This is a genomic window from Duganella fentianensis, from assembly GCF_009857835.1.
GTDB classification, from domain to species: Bacteria; Pseudomonadota; Gammaproteobacteria; order Burkholderiales; family Burkholderiaceae_D; genus Rugamonas; species Rugamonas fentianensis.
This window is the reverse complement of sequence record NZ_WWCL01000001.1, coordinates 256874-280574: the sequence shown is the minus strand read 5'-3', so window position 1 is coordinate 280574 and position 23701 is coordinate 256874. Positions and strand designations below refer to the sequence as shown.

At 62.2% G+C, this 23701-nt stretch carries 24 protein-coding genes; 8 read left to right on the top strand and 16 right to left on the bottom strand.

Annotation, left to right across the window (positions count from 1 at the left end; genetic code table 11):
- Positions 1–193 precede the first annotated feature (193 nt).
- The 4 genes from GTP23_RS01295 (at position 194) to GTP23_RS01280 (ending at position 3234) form a co-directional block, all read left to right on the top strand.
- Positions 194–1354, top strand: a complete 1161-nt coding sequence (locus GTP23_RS01295) for a porin family protein (RefSeq protein ID WP_161033537.1) — start codon at positions 194–196, stop codon at positions 1352–1354.
- Between the two features lie 21 nt (positions 1355–1375).
- Positions 1376–1783: a hypothetical protein gene (locus GTP23_RS01290; protein WP_161033536.1), complete on the top strand. Its 408-nt coding sequence runs from the start codon at positions 1376–1378 to the stop codon at positions 1781–1783.
- Positions 1784–1852: 69 nt separating this feature from the next.
- The gene (locus tag GTP23_RS01285; protein WP_161033535.1) at positions 1853–2179 is read left to right on the top strand and encodes an ArsR/SmtB family transcription factor; all 327 of its coding nucleotides are present in this window, start codon (positions 1853–1855) and stop codon (positions 2177–2179) included.
- The gene (locus GTP23_RS01280) at positions 2176–3234 is read left to right on the top strand and encodes a cation diffusion facilitator family transporter (protein ID WP_161033534.1); all 1059 of its coding nucleotides are present in this window, start codon (positions 2176–2178) and stop codon (positions 3232–3234) included. The genes GTP23_RS01285 and GTP23_RS01280 overlap by 4 nt, the downstream gene beginning before the upstream one ends.
- Here the strand turns inward: GTP23_RS01280 and cysK are convergent.
- From cysK to GTP23_RS01265, 3 genes are all read right to left on the bottom strand, one after another.
- Positions 3231–4163: a cysteine synthase A gene (gene cysK / locus GTP23_RS01275; protein WP_161033533.1), complete on the bottom strand. Its 933-nt coding sequence runs from the start codon at positions 4161–4163 to the stop codon at positions 3231–3233. The genes GTP23_RS01280 and cysK overlap by 4 nt on opposite strands.
- Positions 4164–4231: 68 nt before the next feature.
- Positions 4232–4726, bottom strand: coding sequence for an FKBP-type peptidyl-prolyl cis-trans isomerase (locus GTP23_RS01270; RefSeq protein ID WP_202411865.1), 495 nt, complete (start codon positions 4724–4726; stop codon positions 4232–4234).
- Positions 4727–4815: 89 nt separating this feature from the next.
- Positions 4816–5664, bottom strand: a complete 849-nt coding sequence (locus GTP23_RS01265; protein ID WP_161033532.1) for a tRNA threonylcarbamoyladenosine dehydratase — start codon at positions 5662–5664, stop codon at positions 4816–4818.
- 73 nt (positions 5665–5737) lie between these two features.
- Between GTP23_RS01265 and pdxH the strand changes: the two genes are divergently transcribed.
- Positions 5738–6973, top strand: a complete 1236-nt coding sequence (pdxH, locus tag GTP23_RS01260) for a pyridoxamine 5'-phosphate oxidase (RefSeq protein WP_161033531.1) — start codon at positions 5738–5740, stop codon at positions 6971–6973.
- 65 nt (positions 6974–7038) lie between these two features.
- A complete protein-coding gene (locus GTP23_RS01255; protein ID WP_161033530.1) occupies positions 7039–8310 on the top strand; it encodes a class I SAM-dependent methyltransferase in 1272 nt (423 codons plus the stop codon).
- A 9-nt stretch (positions 8311–8319) separates the two neighbouring features.
- On the opposite strand, the gene msrA is transcribed toward GTP23_RS01255, so the two are convergent.
- From msrA to GTP23_RS01240, 3 genes are all read right to left on the bottom strand, one after another.
- Complete coding sequence (msrA, locus tag GTP23_RS01250; protein WP_161033529.1) at positions 8320–8841, bottom strand: peptide-methionine (S)-S-oxide reductase MsrA; 522 nt, start codon at positions 8839–8841, stop codon at positions 8320–8322.
- A 112-nt stretch (positions 8842–8953) separates the two neighbouring features.
- Positions 8954–9379, bottom strand: a complete 426-nt coding sequence (locus tag GTP23_RS01245; RefSeq protein ID WP_161033528.1) for a carboxymuconolactone decarboxylase family protein — start codon at positions 9377–9379, stop codon at positions 8954–8956.
- The gene (locus GTP23_RS01240) at positions 9315–9743 is read right to left on the bottom strand and encodes a MerR family transcriptional regulator (RefSeq protein ID WP_161033527.1); all 429 of its coding nucleotides are present in this window, start codon (positions 9741–9743) and stop codon (positions 9315–9317) included. Before GTP23_RS01240 ends, GTP23_RS01245 begins: the two co-directional genes overlap by 65 nt.
- A 153-nt stretch (positions 9744–9896) precedes the next feature.
- On the opposite strand from GTP23_RS01240, the gene GTP23_RS01235 reads away from it, so the two are divergent.
- Both GTP23_RS01235 and GTP23_RS01230 read left to right on the top strand, forming a co-directional pair.
- On the top strand, positions 9897–10400 hold the full coding sequence (locus GTP23_RS01235; RefSeq protein WP_155432766.1) for a flavin reductase family protein: 504 nt from the start codon (positions 9897–9899) through the stop codon (positions 10398–10400).
- Positions 10401–10489: 89 nt separating this feature from the next.
- Complete coding sequence (locus tag GTP23_RS01230) at positions 10490–11674, top strand: acyl-CoA dehydrogenase (RefSeq protein WP_161033526.1); 1185 nt, start codon at positions 10490–10492, stop codon at positions 11672–11674.
- 63 nt (positions 11675–11737) lie between these two features.
- Here GTP23_RS01230 and GTP23_RS01225 read toward each other — a convergent pair whose 3' ends face one another.
- From GTP23_RS01225 to GTP23_RS01180, 10 genes are all read right to left on the bottom strand, one after another.
- Positions 11738–12418: an OmpW/AlkL family protein gene (locus tag GTP23_RS01225; RefSeq protein ID WP_161033525.1), complete on the bottom strand. Its 681-nt coding sequence runs from the start codon at positions 12416–12418 to the stop codon at positions 11738–11740.
- Between the two features lie 72 nt (positions 12419–12490).
- Positions 12491–13867: an SGNH/GDSL hydrolase family protein gene (locus GTP23_RS01220; protein WP_161033524.1), complete on the bottom strand. Its 1377-nt coding sequence runs from the start codon at positions 13865–13867 to the stop codon at positions 12491–12493.
- Positions 13868–14051: 184 nt separating this feature from the next.
- Positions 14052–15647, bottom strand: a complete 1596-nt coding sequence (locus GTP23_RS01215) for an alpha/beta hydrolase (protein WP_161033523.1) — start codon at positions 15645–15647, stop codon at positions 14052–14054.
- Positions 15648–15790: 143 nt separating this feature from the next.
- Positions 15791–16891: an L-threonylcarbamoyladenylate synthase gene (locus tag GTP23_RS01210; protein ID WP_371866777.1), complete on the bottom strand. Its 1101-nt coding sequence runs from the start codon at positions 16889–16891 to the stop codon at positions 15791–15793.
- Positions 16888–18102, bottom strand: coding sequence for a 5-(carboxyamino)imidazole ribonucleotide synthase (locus GTP23_RS01205; protein WP_161033522.1), 1215 nt, complete (start codon positions 18100–18102; stop codon positions 16888–16890). The genes GTP23_RS01210 and GTP23_RS01205 overlap by 4 nt, the downstream gene beginning before the upstream one ends.
- A 46-nt stretch (positions 18103–18148) precedes the next feature.
- Positions 18149–18658, bottom strand: coding sequence for a 5-(carboxyamino)imidazole ribonucleotide mutase (gene purE, locus GTP23_RS01200; protein ID WP_161033521.1), 510 nt, complete (start codon positions 18656–18658; stop codon positions 18149–18151).
- A gap of 1 nt (position 18659) precedes the next feature.
- Positions 18660–19556, bottom strand: coding sequence for a phosphoribosylaminoimidazolesuccinocarboxamide synthase (locus GTP23_RS01195; protein WP_161033520.1), 897 nt, complete (start codon positions 19554–19556; stop codon positions 18660–18662).
- 117 nt (positions 19557–19673) lie between these two features.
- On the bottom strand, positions 19674–20738 hold the full coding sequence (gene fba, locus GTP23_RS01190) for a class II fructose-bisphosphate aldolase (protein ID WP_161033519.1): 1065 nt from the start codon (positions 20736–20738) through the stop codon (positions 19674–19676).
- Positions 20739–20820: 82 nt separating this feature from the next.
- A complete protein-coding gene (gene pyk, locus GTP23_RS01185) occupies positions 20821–22269 on the bottom strand; it encodes a pyruvate kinase (RefSeq protein WP_161033518.1) in 1449 nt (482 codons plus the stop codon).
- 204 nt (positions 22270–22473) lie between these two features.
- The gene (locus GTP23_RS01180; RefSeq protein WP_155432756.1) at positions 22474–23691 is read right to left on the bottom strand and encodes a phosphoglycerate kinase; all 1218 of its coding nucleotides are present in this window, start codon (positions 23689–23691) and stop codon (positions 22474–22476) included.
- Positions 23692–23701: the final 10 nt, after the last annotated feature.

Here is a 23701-nt window from a genome sequence, read left to right as displayed (position 1 = left end):
CCTGCTGCCCCGGCAGCGCCCGCCCTTCGCTCTGAGCTCGCACGCCAGTGTTGCACCAGGACAACAATTCCAGCCACTGAATTGCAGCAAGTAAGTCTGCCGTAGGAAAACTCGCCTATGTTGTAGACAGAACGGCTGAGCGTGATCGATCTACGCGTGGAGCCGGTTCTTCAACCGATACAGGGAGATTAATATGATAAAAAAAGCATCCTGCCACCCGCGTCGCATCACCGCCCTGCTGGCCGTGCTCACTACCGGCATGGGATTAATCAGCGCGCCGCAGGCACGCGCCGACGAGAGCGAATCGAATCTGAAAATCAGCGGCTTCATGTCGCTGGTCGCTGGCCGCACCAGCAGCACCAGCCTGCCACCCGACTATGCAGGCCCGACCAGCATCGATGGCCACGCCTGCCCATGCTACACGGCCGACTGGGGCAATGCCGGCGTGTACACTGACAGCCTGTCGCTGCGGCCCGAATCGCGCGCCGGCATCCAGCTCAAATATGTGCTCACGCCGCAGTTCAATCTGGTCGGCCAGGTAGTGGTGCGGGGCAGCGACACCAGCCCCAATCTGCAATGGGCCTATGCCAGCTATACCCCATCCAGAAACTGGGAATTCCAGCTGGGCCGCAAGCGCATCCCGCTGTACTTCTATTCCGATTTTCAGGACATCGGCATGTCCTATCCATGGGTAGGCGTACCGCCCGAGCTGTATGGCTGGGAAGCCACCAACTACAACGGTGCCAGCGCACGCTACCGCACGATGGTGGGCGACACCAATCTGGCCATAGGTCTGTTCGGCGGCAAGGAAACCGTCAAAGATGCCCTGTACGACCGCCTGTTCTACAACAGCAAGACCCGGGTGGAATGGAACAATCTGGTGGGCGCCGATCTGGAAGCTAGCCAAGGTGGCGTAACCGCCCGCGCTGTCTACATGCAGACCGATGTACGCAGCACCAATGCGCTAGTCGGCCTGAACGACAAGGCCAGGCTGCGCGCCTATGGTCTGGCCACCAACGCCGATCTGGACAACTGGTTCGTGCTGACTGAAGTCACCCAGTTGACGCGCGACTTCGATAGCGGCTACAAGATCACAGCCCCGGCCTATACCGTCGGTGCCGGCTACCACTATGGCGACTGGACGCCCTTCCTCAACTACGCCAGCTACAAGGAAAAGACCAGCAACAGCCAGATGTATGCACCGCAGAGCTACAAGCGCTGGTCGCTCACGCTGCGCTATGACCTCGGCATCCGCAGCGCGCTCAAGGCACAGGTCGACCGCAACAAGGACGTGACACGCAACTTTGGCGGCGACGTCACCGTCATGCGCCTGTCCTACGACCAGTTGTTCTGACCCCACGCCTAGGAGCTCATCATGAAAAAGCTGTACACCCTGCTGGCCCTGAGTGGTGCCATCTCGCTGGCCCTGCCGGCCAGTGCCGAAATCGTCGTTATCACCAGCACGGCCAATCAGGCCTCGCGCATGTTTTCCGAACAGGCGGCCCAGTTCTTCCTGGGCCAGTCCAACCAGTTCACGCCTATCGAACAGGGCAAGGAATCGCCTATCCGCAAGGAGTTCTACCAGAAGCTGTCCAACAAATCCGTCTCGCAAGTGGAGGCCATGTGGGCCAAGATCGAATTCGCTGGCAAGGGTACGGCGCCCAAGGCCTACGCTTCCGATACGGCCGTGAAAAAAGCCGTGGCATCCGACCCGAGCGCCATCGGCTATATCAACAAGGCCTCGGTGGATGACACGGTCAAAGTTCTGCTGACCCTGCCGTAAAACGATGCAGCCCTCGCGGCTGCATCTTTTTTCTGCTAACATGTGAACATCTATTCATTTGTTAGTTTTATGAGCTGCCAACACGACTATGCCAGCTGTGATCCCGCCATCGCCCAGCTGGCCGACCTCTTCCATTTACTCGGTGATCCGACCCGCCTGCGCATCGTGCTGGCCTGTCTGGAAGCGCCCATTGCCGTCAGCGGTATCGCCAGTGCGCTAGAGCTGAGCAGTTCGCTGGTCAGCCACCATTTGCGCCTGCTGCGCGCTGCCCGCATCGTCAAATCCGAGCGCCAGGGCAAGCAGGTGTTCTATTCTGCCGCCGATGCCCACATCAGCGGCGTCCTCAACGATATGCTGGAACATATCGCCGAACCAGCGAACGGGAGCGAGGCATGAGCCACCACCACGACCACGAGCATGATCACGCCCATGAGCACGGGCACCAGCACGGCAGCGCGCCGGCAGCTCAGGGCGGCAAAGCGCCCCACACGCACGGCGGCAGCGGCTGCAGCCACGGCCATAGCCACGGCCACGGTCATGATCACGGCCACCACCATCATCACGGCGATCCCAACACCATGGGGCGGGCGTTTGCCATCGCCATCCTGCTCAACTCGGTATTTGTCGCCATCGAATTCGGCTACGGTTTTCTGGCCAACTCCACGGCGCTGATGGCCGATGCCGGCCACAATCTGTCCGATGTGCTGGGCCTGATGCTGGCATGGGGCGCCGCCATACTGGCCAAACGCCTGCCCAACGGCCGCTATACCTACGGCCTGCGCAGCAGTTCCATGCTGGCCGCCCTGTTCAATGCCATGCTGCTGATGGTCGCCTGCGGCGGCATTGCATGGGAAGCCGTGCAGCAGCTGATCCACCCCGATCCGGTGGGCGGCCTGACTGTTTCCGTCGTGGCCGGTGTGGGCATATTGATCAATGGTTTCTCGGCCTGGCTGTTCATGGCCGGCAGCAAGGACGATGTGAATATCCGCGGCGCCTACCTGCACATGGCAGCCGATGCCGCCATTTCGCTGGGCGTGCTGGTGGCCGGCGTGATCGTCATGTACACGGGCTGGAACTGGCTGGACCCGCTGGTCAGTATGCTGATCGTGGGCTTCATCGTGTACAGCACCTGGGCGCTGCTGAAACAGTCGCTGCGCATGGTTATGGCGGCCGTGCCGGACCACATCGAAGGAGAAGAGATCGCCGCCTTCCTCAGTGCCCAGCCGGGCGTGAGCGCCGTGCAGGATCTGCACATCTGGGCCATGAGCACCACGGAAACGGCGCTGACGGTGCAGCTGGTGACGCCGCAGGGTCACCCCGGCGACGCGGCCCTCGATGACATCAGCCGCCAGCTGCGCGAAGAGTATTCCATCCACCACGCCACGCTGCAGGTACGGCTGGGCGATAGCAGCGCCAGCTGCAGCCTGCAGACGGGCAAGAACGCCGTCTAGTCGGCCAGGCCCGCGTACAGCGGCGTGCTCAGATAACGTTCGCCGAACGACGGAATCACGGTGACGATAATCTTGTCCGCATTCTCGGGACGGTGCGCCACCTGCACGGCCGCCCACAGCGCGGCACCGGCCGATATGCCTACCAGCAAGCCTTCCTGACGGGCGGCCTGCTGGGCCGTCTCGAAGGCATCCTCGTTACGGACCGTCACCACTTCGTCATACACTTCCGTATTCAGCACGGCCGGCACAAAGCCTGCGCCTATGCCCTGTATCGGGTGCGGCCCCTTGGTGCCCTGCGACAGCATGGGCGATGCGGCCGGCTCCACCGCCACGCAGCGGAAGCCGGGCTTGCGCTGTTTCAGCACTTCGCCCACGCCGGTAATGGTGCCGCCCGTACCCACGCCAGCCACCAGAATGTCGACGCGGCCATCGGTATCGGCCCAGATTTCTTCCGCCGTGGTACGGCGGTGCACTTCGGGATTGGCGGGATTGTTGAACTGCTGCGGGATCAGGTAGCGGCTATCGCCGGCGGCCAGCTGTTCGGCCTTGGCGATCGCACCCAGCATGCCTTCGCTGCCGGGCGTGAGCACCAGTTCGGCGCCATAGGCACGCAGCAGCATGCGACGTTCGCGGCTCATGGTTTCCGGCATCACCAGCGTGCAGCGGTAGCCGCGCGCGGCGCACACCATGGCCAGCGCGATCCCCGTGTTGCCGCTGGTGGGCTCAAGGATGATGGTATCGGGACGGATCAGTCCTGCCGCTTCGGCCGCTTCTATCATGGCCAGACCGATGCGGTCTTTAACGCTGTGGGCAGGATTGAAGAATTCCAGCTTGGCCAGTATCTGGGCGGTGCTACCGACGTTGAGGCGGTTCAGGCGTACCAGCGGGGTACGGCCTATGAGTTCGGTAACGTTATTGGCAATTTTCATGGACAGCTCCGGTGTGAGGGGATGTCAGCCAGTCTACACCGACTATCCCCGCTCCGGTAGCGTCCAGATTACTTGACGTCGACCAGTTCGACGTCGAAGATCAGGGCCGAATTCGGCGGAATATTGCCGCCCGGCGCAGCACGCGAGCCATAGGCCAGATCCGATGGAATGATCAGCGTACGCTTGCCGCCTACCCGCATACCCTGGATGCCCTGATCCCAGCCCTTGATGACGCGGCCGGCGCCCAGAGTGAAATCGAGCGGTTCGCGGCCCACCGAAGAATCGAACAGTTTGCCGTGCATATTCTTGGCCAGCGGACGGTACAGCCAGCCCGAGTAGTGCATATACACGGTGCTGCCAGTGGTGGCTTCGCGCCCCGTGCCAATCTTGGTGTCGGTCACGATCAGCTGTTCGGCTGCCGGGCCGGGCGTAGCCGAGCCCACCACCATCGCTGGCGGTGCCGGCACTTCGGCCGGCGTGACAGGCGTACTAGGCGTTTGCGCCTGGGCGACGCTGGTGGCCAGTGCGCACAGCACGGCCGCAAAAATTGAACTACGCTGCATGGTTTCGTCTCTCTCTCAAATCAAGTGTTAGCAGGTCTCCCCCTGCCAGCGCGCACATGATAGCAAAACTGCCAGCCCGGGCACACTTTTCAGGCAGACAGTGCGCTGCTTGCCGTCTCGGCTTCGTTGCACTGTACCTGCTGCGCCAGATGGCGCAAGGCGTGGCTGGCCGCCACCATGCCGAAGGTGGCCGTCACCACCATGGCCGAGCCGAAGCCGGCGCAGTTCAAGCCCGTCACGCCGCCGCTGGTGCCGTCGTCGATGGCACATTCGGCCTGCTCGGGCATACTGATGCGTTCCATGGAAAATACTGCATCGACATGGAATTTATGCTTCTCGCCGCGCGGGTAGCCATATTTGTTGCGCAGAGTCTTGCGCACCATTTTCAGCAGCGGCTCCTGCTCCGTGCGCGCCAGATCGCGGATGGCGATCTCGGTCGGGTCGGTCTTGCCGCCGGCGCTGCCGATGATCACCATGGGGATCTGCTGCTGGCGGCACCAGGCTATCATGGCAGCCTTGTCCTTGACGCTGTCGGTGGCATCGATCACGTAATCGTAACGGCCCTGCCCCAGCATCTCGGGCACATTTTCCACCGTGACGAATTCTTCGATCTGGTGCACCACGCAATAGGGATTGATCTCGGCGATGCGCTCGGCCAGCGCCGTAACCTTGGCCTTGCCCACCGTGCTGCTGAGCGCCTGAATCTGGCGATTGATGTTAGATTCGGCAACATTATCCAGATCAATTAGCGTCAGCTGGCCGATGGCGCTGCGCGCCAGCGCCTCCACCGCCCACGAGCCCACCCCGCCCGTGCCGACCACGCAGACATGGGCGCTACGGAAGCGGGCCAGTGCCGCCGCGCCATAGAGACGGGCGATGCCGCCGAAGCGGCGTTCGAAATCTATTTCCTCGAAAGAGGTAGGGTTATCAGCATTCATCCCGCCATTTTAACGGACGCCGCCTTAAAAAATATTCTAGAATGATTTTCTCACCTAGTCCGAGCCGCCAGCCATGAGCCACCATCTGTTCGATACCGCCCCCGATTTCAACCAGCCTATCGCCGTGCTCAAGCACTGCCACGACCGCATCCGCAAGCAGCTGGAAACCCTGCAGAAGCTGCAGGACCACCTGCCCAAGCATGGCGCCGATGCCGATGCGCGCAAGGCCGCGCAAGCCGTGCAGAAGTATTTCAACCACGCTGCCGCCCTGCACCACGAAGATGAAGAAGAGAACCTGATGCCCATGCTGCAGGCCACGGCGCGCGACGCCGACGCCGTGCAACTGGAACAGATCATCCCCGGCATACTGGCCGACCACCAGCAGATGGAACTGGAATGGCAGCAGATGAATGGCCAGCTCGAGCAGATCGCCCAGGGCCTCTCGTCCAGCCTCGATGGTGCCGCCGTGCAGCGCTTCATCGACCGCTACACCAGCCACATGGCGGTGGAAGAAACCAATATCGCACCCATGGCCAAGCGGCTGTTCAGCCACGAGCAGATGGAGCAGCTGGGCAGCGCCATGCAGGCGCGGCGCGGCATCAAGCCGGCGCTGCCGCAAAGCCAGGTGCCGGAACAGCATCAGGTACCGGTCAGTAACACGGTAGCGAATGGCGTGGTGCTGGCCGATATCCGCCTCGATTATGGCCGCGCCAGCCTGACGGAAGACGATGTGCTGGCCGATCCGATTGCCCAGTTCGGCAAATGGTTCGAGGAAGCCATGCACGCCAAGGTCAATGAACCGAATGCCATGAGTCTGGCGACGGTGGATACGGATGGCCGGCCCAGCTCGCGCATCGTGCTGATCAAGCAGTACGACCAGCGCGGCTTTACCTGGTACACCAACTACGACAGCCAGAAGGGCCAGCAACTGCGCGACACCCCGCACGCCGCGCTGCTATTCTTCTGGAGCGAACTGGAACGGCAAGTCCGTATCGAAGGCACGGTGACGAAAACGTCGCGCGAAGAAAGCGACAAGTATTTCTACAGCCGTCCTGTGAAAAGCCAGATCGGCGCCATCGCTTCCAGACAGAGCGAGCCGATCGCCAATCGCGCACAGCTGGAAGCGAATTACGATGCCGTGGCAGCAGCCAGCGGCGAACAGCCCGTGCGACCGGAACACTGGGGCGGTTACCGTCTCGACCCCGTCCGCATCGAGTTCTGGCAGGGCCGCCGTTCGCGCTTCCACGACCGTATCGTGTACTGCAAGCAGGCTGATGGCAGCTGGACCCGGGAACGTCTGCAGCCCTGAGCGCAGCGCCCCGCCCCGGCCAAGACCATCGCTTGCGGTGGTCTTTTTTTGCACGGAGGTACTGCATGGGGAAGCTACACACGCCATATCTGGGCCTGCATTTCAGTCTGGCCGCCCGCCTCGCGGCCCGCCTGGCTGCGTGGAGCAGCGCGCTGCGCCAGCAGCTGGCCCTGCCGCTGCGCATCGAACTCTGGGATGGCCAGCGCATCGATTTCTCGGCCCTGCCGCCGCGCGTGACCATCCGCGTGCCCAGCGTGGCGGCAGCCAGCTATCTGCTGCGCCCTTCGCTGGCCAGCCTGGGCAGCGCCTACGTCGAGGGCCGCATCGAAGTACAAGGCGCGGCGCGCGACATGATAGACATCGTCACGGCACTGGCGCGCAATACCCTCAAGGCCGAAGGCCGCTATGCGCGGGTGGTGCGCAACTGGCGCCACAGCAAGCGCGGCGATGCGGACGCCATCCACTACCACTACGATGTGTCGAACGAGTTCTATGCCGCATTCCTCGATCCGCAGCTGGTGTATTCCTGCGCCTATTTCGAACAGGGCCATGAAGATCTGGCCACGGCCCAGCAGCAGAAGATAGACCACATCCTGCGCAAGATCGCCCTGCAGCCGCACCAGCGCCTGCTCGATATCGGCTGCGGCTGGGGCGCGCTGGTGATCCGTGCGGCCCAGCGTTTTCAGGCCCGCTGCGTGGGCGTGACACTGTCGGAACAGCAGTATGCGCTGGCGCGCCAGCGCGTGCGGGCGGCCGGGCTCGAGCATCTGGTGGAGATACGGCTGCAGGATTACCGCGACGTGCAGGGCCAGTTCGACCGCATCACCAGCGTGGGCATGTTCGAACACGTGGGCGTGCGCCACCTGCCCGACTACTTCGCCACATTGGCGCGGCTGCTGGCCGAGGACGGCATCGTCATGAACCATGGCATCACCAGCAGCGATCCGGCCAATGGCCAGTCGCCGTATGGCGGTGGCGATTTCATCGAACAGTATGTCTTCCCGCAGGGCGAACTGGCCCATATCGGCCACGTGCTGAAAAGCATGCAGCAAGGCCAGCTGGAAGTGTTCGACGTGGAGAATCTGCGCCGCCATTACGCCCGCACCTGCGCACTCTGGAGCGATAACTTCGAAGCGGCAGCCGGCCGGCTCAAAGCGCTGGCCGGAGAAAAGCGCTTCCGCATCTGGCAGGTGTATCTGGCCGGTTCCAGCTATGCTTTCGAGCAGGACTGGATCAGCCTGTACCAGATCGTGGCGCGCAAGGCTGGCCAGCCGGCCAGCACGCTGCCGTGGTCACGCCGCTATATGTACACGGCGGCCGCGCCCGGTCCGGCCTGAGGCCTGCCCTTACTTGAGGCGCGCTGCGTACAGGCTGCGCAGCTTGGCCACTTTGGGCGCCACCACGAAAGCGCAGTAACTCTGCAACGGGTGCTGCTCGAAATAGTGCTGGTGATAATCCTCGGCACGGAAATACGGCTGCGGCGCCGCCAGTTCCGTGACGATGGGCGCATCCCACACACCGGCCATCTGGGCGATCACTTCGCGCGCCGTGGCTTCCTGTTCAGGCGTCTGGTAATAGATCACCGAGCGGTACTGGGTGCCCACGTCATTGCCTTGCCGGTTCAGCGTGGTGGGATCATGCAGGGTGAAGAAGATTTCCAGCAGATCGCGGTAGCTGATCACGGCCGGATCGAAACGCAGGCGCACCACTTCCGCATGGCCCGTCTCGCCCGTGCAGACCTGCTCGTAGCTGGGGTCGGGCAGCGGCCCGCCCGTGTAACCCGATTCCACTTCGGCCACCCCGCGCAGACGCTCGAAGACGGCTTCCAGACACCAGAAACAACCGCCGCCCAGAACGGCGGTTTCCATTTCACTATGCTGTTGATTTTCCACGACTTTTCTCCTTGTACACGCCGGTGCGCAGAACCTTCCGGCGTCTATCAGGGAAATATAGCAGAAATCACCGTACAGCCTACTGTCGCTAGGCCGGCGTCCCGCTCGCTGCTGGCGCGGGCTGATAGTGGGCGAACACTTCTTTGGCCGCAAACAGGCCGTTCAGGGCAGCGGGGAAGCCGGCGTAGACCGCCATCTGCATCAGGATTTCCACAATCTCCTCGCGCTGCAAGCCCACATTCAGACCGGCTTCGATATGCACTTTCAGTTGCGGCGTGGCGTTGCCCATGGCCGTCAGAGCCGCGATGGTGGCAATTTCGCGCGCGCGCAGATCGAGACCTGGGCGCGAGTAAATATCGCCAAACGGGAACTCGAACAGGTAGTCGGCAAAATCGGGCGCGATATCGGCCAGCGCATCGATTACCTTCTGGCCGGCAGCACCATCGATTTCAGCCAGCTTTTGCTGGCCTCTTAGGCGGCGGTCGTTGCTGGCGGGGAGGCAGGGCTTGGTCATAGAGTGGCATCCTTTGCTTAGAGTTGGTGTAGCCGAGAATTTTCTGGTCCAGCATCTGCAAACAGTCCTGCAACTGGGCCAGTCTGGCCTGTACCTGAAGGCGGTGCTCGCTCAGCAATTGCAGCCGCCGGGCTTCCGTGGCCGGCCCCGCTTCACGCAGGGCGGCATACTGCAAAATGGTCTGCAGCGGCATGCCGGACGCTTTCAGCCGGCCGATAAACCCCAGCCACAGCAGCACGCTATCGTCGTAGCGGCGCTGGCCGCCCGCATCGCGGCTGGCATAGGACAGCAGGCCTATCTTTTCGTAATAGCGCAGCGTATGGGCCGTAAGACCGCTGCGCTGCGCCAGTTCGCCTATCTTCATTCCGCCTCCGTACAGGATAAACACCATACTGCAGCTTAGAGTGCACTCTAAGTCAAGCGTGCGCAAGCAGCCGTTTTCCGGCGGCCAGAAAATCGCGACTTCCAGTGGGCTGCCTTAATTTTTGGCATAATGTGGGAAAAATACAGGCTTTCCATGAATACAGTTTCCCCACGTTCCCCCGCTCCCAGCTTCGATACGCGCCATTTCCGTCAGGCGCTGGGCCAGTTTGCCACCGGCGTGACCGTGATTACCACGCGTCTGGCCGACGGCACTTTCCGCGGGCTGACGGCCAGTTCCTTCAATTCCGTTTCGCTGGAACCGCCGCTGGTGCTGTGGAGTCTGGCCAATACTGCCAACAGCATGCCCATCTTTACGGGCAATTCGCACTACGTCATCAATGTGCTGGCGGCCGATCAGGCCCATCTGGCCACCCGTTTTGCCACCCGCGGTATCAACCCTTGGGACGGGGTGGAATATGAACTGTCGCGCACGGGACACCCGATATTGAAAGGCGCGTCCGCCTGGTTCGAGTGCCATAACCGCAGCCGCTATCCGGAAGGCGACCACGTGATTTTCGTGGGCGAAGTGGAACTCTGCGAGTTCTCGCCCAGCCCGCCGCTGATCTTCCATGGCGGGCAGTTCGGCAATCTGGGGTAAAAACGGAAATTGGTGTCGCCATTTGGAAAGCCGGCGCGTCATGGGCGGCATAGAATGCTTGTAGCATTCACCATAATGAGAGACCACACATGAGCCAAGCCCGTGCCCAGTTCCACTGGGATGATCCCCTGCTGCTGGACCAGCAACTGACCGAAGAAGAACGCATGGTGCGCGATGCCGCCGCTGCCTACTGTCAGGACAAGCTGGCGCCACGCATCCTCGAAGCATTCCGCCACGAACAGATGGACACTTCCATCTTCCGCGAAATGGGCGAACTGGGCCTGCTCGGCCCCACCATTCCGGAACAGTACGGCGGCCCCGGCCTCAACTACGTGGCCTATGGCCTGATCGCGCGCGAAGTCGAGCGCGTCGATTCCGGCTACCGCTCGATGATGAGCGTACAGTCCTCGCTGGTGATGGTGCCTATCTACGAGTTCGGCACGGAAGCCCAGAAACAGAAATACCTGCCCAAACTGGCCACGGGCGAATGGATAGGCTGCTTCGGCCTGACCGAACCTAACCACGGTTCCGACCCCGGCTCCATGGTCACGCGCGCGCGCAAAGTGCCGGGCGGCTATGCGTTGACGGGCGCCAAGATGTGGATCACCAATTCGCCGGTGGCCGACGTGTTCGTGGTCTGGGCCAAGGACGATGAAGGCGCAATCCGCGGCTTCGTGCTGGAAAAAGGCATGGCCGGCCTGAGCGCGCCTGCCATCCACGGCAAGTTCGGCCTGCGCGCTTCCATCACCGGTGAAATCGTGATGGACAATGTGTTCGTACCGGAAGAAAACGCCTTCCCTGATGTGCGCGGTCTGAAAGGCCCGTTCACCTGCCTCAACTCGGCCCGCTACGGCATCGCCTGGGGCGCACTGGGTGCGGCCGAGAGCTGCTGGCATACGGCCCGTCAGTATGTGCTGGACCGTCACCAGTTCGGCCGTCCGCTGGCCGCCAACCAGCTGATCCAGAAGAAGCTGGCCGATATGCAGACGGAAATCACGCTGGGCCTGCAAGGCTGCCTGCAACTGGGCCGCATGAAAGATGCCGGCACGGCGGCGGTGGAAATCACCTCGATGATGAAGCGTAACTCCTGCGGTAAATCGCTGGATATCGCCCGCGTAGCGCGCGATATGCTGGGCGGTAACGGCATTTCCGACGAGTTCGGCATCATCCGTCACATGGTGAACCTGGAAGTGGTGAATACCTACGAAGGGACGCACGACATCCACGCCCTGATACTGGGCCGCGCCCAGACCGGCATTCAAGCCTTCCAGTAACAGCTGGCAGCAATAAAAAACGGGGCTGGATCAGCCCCGTTTTTTTATCCCCGCCTGGCCGGCTTAGAAGCCTTTGAAGTTATAGCCTATGCTGACACTGACGGCCAGCGGATCGAGACGGACATCCTGGGTCTGGCCGGTGGAGAAGCTGACCTTGGTTTTCAGCTTGGTCTTGATGACGGTGGCATCGATAAACCATTTGTCATTGATGCGTACCGTGCCGCCGATCTGGTAGCTCAGCGCCAGCTTGTCGTCCAGCTTGTAGGTCGTGCCGGGGCCGCCCGTGTTGAGCAGCGCCGTCATCTGGGCTGAACCGGTTTCCTTCTGGAACACGGCATAGGTCAGACCCACACCCACATAAGGACGGAACACGGCATTCGCCGGCAGGAAGCGGTATTGCACGAAGGCCGTAGGCGGCAGCACCTGTGCCGTACCCAGCTTGCCCGTGCCTTCGATCGCACCAGCACCGATCAGATCGTGCTTGTAGGGCAGACCCAGATCGAGTTCGGCCGAGACATTATCCGTCAGCATGTAGGCGATGGCGAAGCGCGGTTTGCTATCCGTGCCCACATCGGCCTTGGTGCCCGGCAGCGCCGGGGCCGACACATCGCCCGAATCGACTTTCGGGGTGATCTTGTTGATGCCCAGCGTACCCAGCCAGGTACCGGCAGTCTGTTGTGCCGAGGCAGCCGTCGCCAGCGACATCGCGCCGGCCAGCGCCAGCAGTTTCAAGGTGTTCTTCATATCGTCTCCAGAATTTTTTGTGATGTAAGTCGGGCCGCCACCTCTACCGGGCAGCGGCCGGCGACGACTGAATTACAGCCAGCCCTTAACAACCATTTTCTCGGCCACGTAGCGGGCCAGCAGCAGGTTGTTGAACGGGGTCGGGTGCACGTCATCGGCGAACGAGTAGTGGCTGACATCGCCCGCTTTCAGGTTGCCGCCGTTGCAGGCCAGCGCCGTACCCAGCGGGTTCTTGGCGGCGCTCAGGTCGCAGGCAAAATCATTCACCACCGTCAGGCCATACGGGCCAGGGTTGGTGGCCTGGTCATGGCTCACAGCAAATACATCAACGATCAGAACTTTCGCTTCCGAGGCCAGGCCCGTGTTCAGCGCGCCATTGAAGGCCGCCACCATGGCGTTGATCAGGGCGCGGGTGGACGCATCTTTGGACAGGCCGGCTGGCGTGGTGGCCACGTCAGGCAGGTTGTTCACGGTGACGTAGTTGGCACCGTTGGCGATCAGCTGGTTCTTCACCAGTGCCACCAGCTCATTGCCAGCCTGCGCCATGGCAGCGACCAGATCCTGGCCGTGCGCAGCGGCGTAGTCGGCACCGGCTTTGGCGCCGGCAGCGGTGGCGTCAGCCGTCGCCTTGGTCACCATCGGGCCATACACGGCTGGCGAGGCCACGGCCGAATTGCCGGGCTGCACAGCGGCAGCGCCTATGGCCACCTGGGTGATGCTGGTCTGGGTGCTGCCACTGCGGGCAGCTTCCGTCTGGGCGGCCAGACCGATGGCGGCAGCCGCCGCCTGCGGGCTGGTAGCGCCGGCGGCCAGCTGGCCTACCAGGCTGGTCACATAGGCGGTACCGCCGGCGGCCGTACCGGCGGCCGTCGCGGCGGCATTGAGTGCCGACAGATTGAACAGTACGTCATTACCACCGGCCATGACGAACACCATTTCGTCACCTTTGAACTTACCGCCAGCGATTTTCAGGTGGTTGGCAATCTGGGTCGCCACAGGTATCGTCAGGGCACCCAGTGCGCTACCCGCCAGCTTGTTGCCGGGACCAACCGGGTTGGTCACGCGCGAACCGCCGGTGGCATAACCGTAGCAGCCAGCGTGGGCCACTTGCGGTACGGAGAAGCCTTTGCTGGCATCGCCATCCAGACCCGTCACGGCCGGGCATGGTGCTGGCAGGCCCAGCTGGGCGGCCATCAGCTCGGTCCAGTTTTTACCGGTCAGGGCAGGGTTGATGGCGGTGTTGTCGCCATTGATGGTGAACTTACCACCTTTCAATGCTGCGACGGTGCCTACTGCGTAGGAGCCAACGTCGGACAAGCTGTCACCAAACGAAACCTGCGCGCTGTACTGTTTCTTCAGAATTTGCGCGCCGGGCGTAGGGTCGGTGCCGCCGCAACCTGCCAGTATGGCCAGGGCTGCTGCCGCCAATGCTAATTTGGTATGACGCATGTTGTCTCCTAGAAAAATTCTTTTATGGTGTGATACGAACGGTTGTGCTATTCGCAACTTGAATAATATGCCAGCCTTATCAGTCGTTGTATAGAGATGCACGGTAAAAACGCGCCGTTTGTACCCAAAAAAGAACGCTTGCTCGCCGCTTTTTTTACAGCGAGCTTATGCTGCTAAGCACCATTCACCGTGCTGGTGCAGCGTCGAAGAATTTGCGTGCTTCGCGTAGGCAGAACGGCGCCACCAGACCCGCGTGATAGCTGTCCAGCACCACCTGATTAGCTTGCGCATTGGTACCCCCACCATCCGTTACCGACAGCTTCAGCAACTGCTTGGCCAGCGCGAATTCCGTGCGGACGGCGCGGTTATCGGCCAGCAGCGAGGAGTCGTCGAGATCGAGCACACTGAGCAGGCCGGCACCTATGCCCTGCGCACGGAAATACGCCACTGCTGCATCGGTATTTGCGAACGGCACCACCGGATCCTGATTACCGCCACACAGGAACAACGGTACGGTGGGAGTGTAGGTGCGCAAATCATTCCACAGCAGCCACTTGCGCAAAGCATGCGCGGGGGCACAGTTCAGCGGTGCATTATTGCTGGCGTTACACGGCTGAGCTTTGAGATCGCTCAAGTAGCTGTCGCGGAAAGCCGTGCGCAGCAGATGATCGGCGCCGAAGAAGCGGCTGTAGCCATTTGCCTGCGGCAGCGAGTTCGCATCGAACAGCACGTCGTTCGGCAGTTTGCCGGCCGTGACCAGCGCGCCCAGACTCATGCTGCCCGGCAGCAGGGTATCGATGCCGGCCGCGTACTTGGCTTCGTAGATATCCGTCAGGCTGCTATACAGCCCCGCGCCGGCGCGCTGGCCCGCCGTGAGCAGCATGGGCATGAAGCCGCTGGAACCCACGCTGGGCGCGCCGTTGAAGATGGTGTCGCCGAACTGCAGCAGTGCATACGGGCCGGACAGCGGTGCTGCGGCGGTGACCTTGAATTCACCCGCGTAATCGCGCTGCATGGCGCGCTGGGTGGCCATGGCCACGAAGCCGCCCTGCGAATAACCGCTCACCATTAAGCGGCTCGATGGCGTCGCGCCTATGCTGGCAAACACGCTGCGTGCAGCACGCAGCGCATCGATCATGTCGCTGGACTGCTGGCTGGCGTCGAGGTAGGGATGGTAGTCCAGCGTGGAGCCGGCGTAACCGGCGTAGTTGGGTGCCACCACGATATAGCCCTGAGCGGCAAACATGGCGGCCACGGTACGGGTTTCCGTTGCCGTCAGGTCGGCCATGTCGCTGCTCTTCAGGACAGTCGTGCCGTGTGCATACAGCAGCACAGGACGGCCGCCCTGACAGGCCGGATCGGTACCGGACGGCACCATGATGGCCGTGCTGGCCTGCGTATCGGCCGCCTTGCCATCCAGCGTGTGGTAGCGCAGTGTGTAAGTGGTGACGGCACAGGTGGGCGTGCCCGTCACGGCAGCGCCGAAGCTGACGCTGGTTTCCACCAGCGCCTTCATCTGGGCCGGCTGCACCGTGCTGACGCTAAAACCGCCCACGGCCGCCGGTACCAGACTGGCGCTGCCTATGGGCTGGCCGCGCAATTGGGTCGCAGGCGGGGGCACCACCACGGGGCCGCCCGTCTGGCTGGCCGCGCTACCGCCGCCGCAGCCGCTCAGTGCGGCCGCCACACCGGCGGCCAGCGCCAGTGCTGCCGTGGGACGGGCGCAAGACCGGTGTGCAGTACGGTAAAACAGGGGATAGAAACAACGGCGCGTATCCATAAGCTAGTCCTCGCAAGAGGCAGGAGCAGTACCCCCGCCAGAGTGTCAGATAGCCGGGCAGTTTGTGTGACCGGCAGCAATCCAATCTTAGCAGGAAAGCAAGCCCAGCGGACCATCCGGCCGCCGGACTCAGGACAGCGGGTTCAGGCCAGCAGACCTGCAATGACGCCCGCCGAACCATGCACAGCACGGCGCAGACGGTCGTTCACGCCCAGCCACTGGTCGTCCTGCGGCGGGGTTTCCACCAGTATCAGATCGCAGGCAGTCTGGTCCATGTCGCGCAGGGCGGCATACAGGCCATAGGCATAGGCAGCCGCCGTAGCCGGCATGTGGCGCTGGGCATGGCCGCAGGCGGGCAGCGTATGGCTGATCACGGCCACCTGCACGCCACGCGCCTGCAACTGGGCCAGCGTGGCGGGCAGTGCGGCCGTATCGAGCATGGTGACGGGCGTGCGGGGCGCATAGTGCGATTCCAGCGTACCGGACGCGCGTGGCGCAGCCTGATCGGGCGCAGCCGGCAGCATGCCGATCACGTCAGCTATCTGCTGGGCCGTGATATGGCCGGGACGCAGCAGCACGGGGCCGTGTGTGGTCAGGCGCGACAGGTCGACGATGGTCGATTCGATGCCGACGGCACTCGAGCCGCCTTCCAGCACCACGCTGAGCAGCGCACCGTCACAGCTCTCGCCATCGGCGGCGCCGCCCATCGGGCCTTCGTCGTGGCTATCGAGACCGAACTCGTCGCGCACGTGCTGGGCCGTGGTGGGGCTGACGCTGCCGAACTTGTTGGCCGACGGCGCCGCCACGCCGCCCTTGCCGCCCTTGAAGGCGCTCAGGAGAGCGATGGCTACGGGATGGGAGGGGCAGCGTATGCCCACCGTATCCTGACCGCCGGAGACGGCATCGGGGATGTGGCTGGCACGCCGCATGATCAGCGTCAGCGGGCCGGGCCAGAAAGCCTGCACCAGCTGGCGCGCTGCGTCGGGAATATCGCTGCACCAGTAATCGAGATCGGCGCCGGGCGCCACGTGCACGATCACAGGATGGTCGTTAGGCCGGCCTTTGGCCTGATAGATGCGCGCCACCGCCGCCGGATTTTCTGCATCGGCACCGAGGCCGTACACGGTCTCGGTAGGGAAAGCCACCAGCCCGCCCTGCTCCAGCACGGCGGCTGCGGTGGCGATGGCTGCAGCGTCGGCAGCAGCGGCAGATTGCGCTGCCGCCTGTGTCAGACCAGACTTCACGCCGCAATACCCAGTATGGCGCAGGCGGCCAGCAACTGCTGCTGCGCCTGAGCCAGAGTCGGCGCGATGAAGGTCAGGTGGCCCATCTTGCGGGCGCGGCGCGGATCATCCTTGCCGTACAGGTGCAAACAGGCGCCGGGCAGCGCCAGCACCTGATCCCAGGCCGGTTCGCGCGCGCTCTGGCTATCACCTTCAAACCACACATCGCCGAGGATGTTGAGCATCACGGCCGGCGAGTGCTGGCGCACATCACCGAGCGGCAGACCAGCCATGGCGCGTACCTGCTGGGCGAACTGGCTGGTGACGCAGGCGTCCATGGTGTAGTGGCCGCTGTTGTGCGGACGCGGCGCCATTTCATTGACCACCAGCGTGCCGTCCGTCAGCACGAAGAATTCGATGCACAGCACACCCACGTAACCGAGTTCGGCCACGATGGCCTGGGCCGCGCGCTGGGCCTTCAGTGCACTCTCGGCTGATACGTTCGGGCCGGGCACGGTGGTGGTGAACAGGATGCCGTCGCGATGGACGTTTTCGGCAATCGGATAAACCACCGATTCGCCATCGGCGCCACGTGCCGTCAGCACCGACACTTCATAGGCCAGCGGCAGCATTTTCTCCAGCAGACAGGTGACGCCGTTCATGCTGGCGTAGGCCGCACGCACGTCTTCGCGCGAGCGCACCCGCACCTGCCCTTTGCCGTCGTAACCCATGCGCACTGTTTTCAGAATGCCGGGCAGCAGATCGTCGCTGATGGCGTCGATATCGGCTTCGCTGGCGATGGTCTTGTGCGGCGCCGGCAGCACGCCGGACTTCTCGGCGCATTCGACGAAGAAGCGTTTTTCGGCGATGCGGTCCTGTGCCACCGAGACGCCATGGGCATCCGGTGCCACAAACACTTGCTGCGCCAGCCGCGACAGAGAATCGGCCGGCACATTTTCAAACTCGGTGGTGACGGCAGCGCACTGCGCTGCCAGCGCATCCAGACCGGCTGCATCGCTGTAGCCGGCCTCGATCAGACGTTGCGCTACCTGCCCCGCCGGACAGGCTGCCGCCGGTTCCAGCACGGCCACCTGATAGCCCATGCTCTGGGCTGCCTGAGCGAACATGCGGCCCAGCTGGCCGCCGCCCATCACGCCCAGCCATGCAGGCGGGTTAGCGGCAGGCAGCACCGGAGTGCGGGATTGTTGCGGGGAAGACGTCGAATTACTCATACCGTTTATATCGTTATTGCGTTGACTAGCGCTTGCTGGCGCTGAATTACAGGGGCAAAGTCATGGCCTCGGCCGCTGCCGTCTGGGTAGCACGGAAGGCCAGCAGCTGCTGCGCCAGTGCTTCATCCGTTGCGGCCAGCAGCGCTACCGCCGTCAGTGCAGCATTGGCAGCACCGGCTTCGCCGATGGCGAAGGTCGATACCGGCACGCCTTTCGGCATCTGCACGATGGACAGCAGCGAATCCTCGCCACGCAGGTATTTGGACGGCACGGGCACGCCCAGCACCGGCACGATGGTCTTGGCCGCCACCATGCCCGGCAGGTGGGCCGCACCGCCGGCGCCGGCGATGATGGCGCGCAGGCCGCGGCTACGGGCGTTTTCCGCGTAGGTGAACATCTGGTCCGGCATACGGTGGGCCGAGATCACCTGCGCTTCGAACGGAACGCCGAACTGCTTCAGAATGGCGACCGCGTGCTGCATCACTTCCCAGTCCGAGTTGGAACCCATGATCACGCCGACCAGCGGCGTGCTGCTTGTGCTAGCGTTGGCGCTCATCTCAGACCTTCAGCTTCTCGCCGGTCAGGCGTTCGATGGCTTCGAAATACTTGGCCTGGGTTTTTTCGATGACTTCTGCTGGCAGCGCTGGCGCCGGAGCCGTCTTGCCCCAGTCGGTCAGGGTTTCCAGATAGTCGCGCACGAACTGCTTGTCGAACGACGGTGGCGACATGTCCGGTGCGTAGGAATCGGCAGGCCAGAAGCGCGACGAATCGGCCGTCAGCACTTCGTCCATCAGGTGCATCACGCCGTTTTCATCGAGACCGAATTCGAACTTGGTGTCGGCGATGATGATGCCGCGCGTGGCTGCGTAGTCGGCAGCGGCCTTGTACAGGGCGATACTCACGTCGCGCATCTTGGCTGCCAGTTCGGCGCCGATGCGGCTTTCCATGTCAGCGAAGCTGATGTTCTCGTCGTGCTCGCCCAGATCGGCTTTGGCCGCAGGGGTGAACAGTGGCTCGGGCAGTTTCTCGGCCTGACGCAGGCCGGCTGGCAGTTGAATGCCGCAGATGCTGCCGGTGGCCTGATAGTCTTTCCAGCCGGAGCCGATGATGTAGCCACGTACCACCGCTTCCACCATGATGGGTTTCAGACGCTTGGCCACCACGGCGCGGCCTTTGACCTGCTCGACTTCGTCGGCAGCCACCACGGATTCCGGGGCAACGCCGGTCAGGTGGTTAGGCACGATGTGGCCGAGTTTTTCGAACCAGAAATCGCTCATCTGGTTCAGCACCATGCCCTTGCCGGGGATAGGCTCGTTCATGACGACGTCGAAAGCCGACAGGCGGTCAGTGGTAACGATGAGGATTTTGTCATCGCCGACAGCGTAGTTGTCGCGGACTTTGCCGTGGCCGAGCAGGGGCAGGGACTTGATGGAGGTCTGATAGAGGCTGTTCATAGCGGAGGGTGAATAGACTAGCGGTATAGAAAAGCGAAAACCGGCGGGGTGAAAACGAGGCCGCCGGTCCAGTGTCGGGTTCATTCCTGGCGGAATAAACCCGTTCCAAACAGAATTTTACTTCACAATCTGGGCCAGCTCGCCGGCCGTGTAGCGTTGTGCCATTTTTTCCAGTGCAACTGGCTTGATTTTGCCGGCCTGACCTTCGCAACCGAAGGCCTGGAAACGGGCACGTACGATTTGCTCAGCAGCAGCACGGGCTGGCTTGAGGTAGTCGCGCGGGTCGAATTTCGACGGGTTCTGGAACAGGAACTGGCGGATCGCCGCAGTCATGGCCAGACGGATGTCGGTATCGATGTTGATCTTGCGGACGCCGTGACGGATGCCTTCCTGGATTTCTTCCACAGGCACACCATAGGTTTCCTTCATGTCACCGCCGAATTCGCGGATGATGGCCAGCAGTTCCTGTGGCACCGACGAGGAGCCGTGCATTACCAGGTGGGTGTTAGGAATGCGCGCGTGGATTTCCTTGATACGGTCGATGGCCAGAATGTCACCGGTAGGCTTGCGGGTGAACTTGTAGGCGCCGTGCGAGGTACCGATAGCGATCGCCAGCGCGTCGCACTGGGTACGCTGCACGAAGTCGGCAGCTTGTGCCACGTCGGTCAGCAGCTGTTCGCGCGTCATGGTGCCGTCGGCGCCGTGACCGTCTTCCTTGTCGCCCTTCATGGTTTCCAGCGAACCGAGCACGCCCAGTTCGGCTTCCACCGTCACGCCGATAGCGTGCGAGAACTTCACTACTTCTTTCGATACTTCCACGTTGTATTCGTAGGACGCCACCGATTTGCCGTCGGCTTCCAGCGAGCCGTCCATCATCACCGAAGTGAAGCCGGAGCGGATCGCCGCCTGGCACACGGCGGGCGACTGGCCGTGATCCTGGTGCATGACCACAGGGATGTGCGGATAGGCTTCGACCGCAGCGTCGATCAGGTGGCGCAGGAAAGCTTCGCCGGCGTATTTACGGGCGCCAGCCGAAGCCTGCATGATCACCGGCGCGTTCAGCGCATCGGCCGCAGCCATGATGGCCTGCACTTGTTCCAGATTGTTGACGTTGAAAGCAGGGATGCCATAGCCGTTTTCAGCAGCATGGTCCAGCAGTTGACGCATGGATACGAGGGACATGGTAATACTCCAAACAATAAAAAAACCTGGTTGCCGGAGCCTACCCGCCCTCGTTCCGCGAGAGCGCTGCTACCGGACTTACTTAGTGAAACTCGCCGACCTTAACGATCTTCATGGCGTTGGTGCCGCCCACTTGCCCCATCGGCTCGCCCCAGGTGACGACGATCATGTCACCTTTCTTGACGATGCCGCGTTCGACCAGCAGATCTTCCGCTTGCTTCAGCACCACGGCGCTTTCCGCCGTCTGCACCAGATTGTAGGCCTTGACGTTGCGGTACAGCGCAATCTTGCGCAGGGTACCTATACTCGGCGTCAACGCGTAAATCGGCGTATCAATATTGTGACGGCTCATCCACAGTGCCGTCGAACCGGATTCCGTCAGCGCCACAATCGCTTTCACCGCCAGATGGTGCGAGGTGAACAGCGCTGCATAGGCGATCGACTGGTCGATCCGGGTGAAGGTCGCGTTGAGGAAGTCGGCATCGAGCTTGTTGTACTCGGAGTGCTCGGCCTCTACGCAGATCGCGGCCATCATTTCTACAGTTTCAACTGGGTAACGACCGGAAGCGGTTTCCGCCGAGGTCATTACGGCATCCGTGCCATCGAGCACGGCGTTGGCCACGTCCGATACTTCGGCACGGGTCGGCACGGCATTGAAGATCATCGACTCCATCATCTGGGTCGCCGTGATCGCCAGCTTGTTCGACTCGCGCGCCATACGGATCATGCGCTTCTGCAATGCCGGAACCGCGGCATTGCCTACTTCCACTGCCAGGTCACCGCGCGCCACCATGATGCCGTCGGAGGCGTCGAGAATTTCCTGCAGCACCGGTATGGCTTCAGCGCGCTCGATCTTGGCGATCATCTGCGGCTTGTGGCCAAACGGTTCGCCGGCGATATTCGCCAGCTGGCGCGCCATTTCCATATCGGTGGCGCTTTTCGGGAACGAGATCGCCAGATAGTCGCACTGGAAACTCATCGCCGTCTTGATATCTTCCATGTCCTTGGCGGTCAGGGCCGGGGCCGTCAGGCCGCCACCCTGGCGATTGATGCCCTTGTTATTGGACAGCTCGCCGCCGATTTTCACGGTGGTAAAAATTTCATGGGCGACCACTTTGTCGACCGTCAGCACGATCAGTCCATCGTTGAGCAACAGCTTGTCGCCCGCACGCAAGTCCTGCGGCAGTGCCTTGTAATCGAGGCCGACGCGCTCCTGATTACCGAGCTCGCCGTTTTCGCCCCACTTGGCGTCGAGGATGAATTTATCCCCGTTCGCCAGGTCAATCTTACCATTTTCAAACTTGCCAACGCGGATTTTCGGTCCCTGCATGTCGGCCATGATGGCCACTTCGCGGCCCACTTCGGCCGCCGCTTCGCGTACCAGACGGGCACGGTCGATATGATCCTGCGCCTTACCGTGCGAGAAGTTCAGACGAACCACATCCACACCGGCCCGTATCATCTGAACCAGGACGTTGAAATCAGTGGAGGCTGGGCCTATCGTTGCGACAATTTTAGTACTACGGGACATAGTCATCCTTGGGCGTTAGGGCTAGCAAACGCTCCCGGAAGCGGGGAGCGGAACGGTGGTGTGTCTAACCAAAAATGTAGCAAAGCTACGAAATTCTGGTCATTATCAAGCATAAATTGAATTTTACTGTCAATTTGCTACATCGCACGACCGTGCTTTTTGCTCCCCTCGCCTTGTTGGCTGATTTATACCTGCAAACTACGCTTACTGCGCTGCGGCACGCTGGGTCAGAATCTCTACGGCCGGCAGGGTTTTACCTTCGAGGAATTCGAGGAAGGCGCCGCCGCCCGTCGAGATGTAGCCGACTTGCGCGCTGATATCGTATTTGGCAATCGCGGCCAGCGTATCGCCGCCACCGGCGATCGAGAAGGCCGGCGACTGGGCAATTGCCAGCGCCAGGGTTTTGGTGCCTTCGCCGAACTGGTCGAACTCGAACACGCCGACCGGGCCGTTCCACACCACGGTGCCGGCTTTGGCGATCTGGGCTGCCAGCGTGGCCGCCGTTTGCGGGCCGATATCCAGAATCATGTCGTCGTCGGCCACATCGGCCACGGCTTTCACGGTCGCCACGGCAGTCGGCGAGAATTCCTTGGCGCACACCACGTCGACCGGAATCGGTACCTGCGCGCCGCGCTTGGCCATCAGATCGATGATGGCGCGGGCTTCGTCCACCAGATCATTTTCCACCAGCGATTTGCCGATGTTCAGGCCCGATGCCTTCATGAAGGTGTTGGCGATACCACCGCCGACGATCAGGTTATCCACTTTGTCGGCCAGCGCCTTCAGGATGGACAGCTTGGACGACACTTTGGAACCGGCCACGATGGCCAGCAGCGGACGGGCCGGGGCGCCCAGCGCCTTGCCCAGAGCGTCCAGCTCGGCAGCCAGCAGGGGGCCGGCGCAAGCGATAGGCGCGAATTTGGCGATGCCGTGGGTGGAAGCTTCAGCGCGGTGGGCCGTACCGAAAGCGTCATTGACGTAGATGTCGCACAATGCAGCCATTTTCTGTGCCAGTTCGTCGCTGTTTTTCTTTTCGCCGCGGTTCACGCGGACGTTTTCCAGCAGCACTACCTGACCGGCCTGCAAGCCTTCCAGACCGGCGCCATCGACCCAGTTCTGTTTCAGTTCGACGGGCTGGCCCAGCAGTTCGGCCAGACGGGCAGCCACAGGAGCCAGACTGTCTTCTGCCTTGAACTCGCCTTCGGTCGGACGGCCCAGATGGGAGGTCACCATGACTTTGGCGCCAGCGGCAGCGGCGGCGCGGATGGCCGGCACGGACGCGCGGATACGGGTGTCTTCAGTAATGTTGCCGGCGTCATCTTGCGGCACGTTCAGGTCGGCGCGGATGAAAACGCGCTTGCCTTGCAGCGCATTCTGGGCGATGAGATCTTGCAGACGGATGAAGTTCAAAACAGCGGACATGGTTACCCAA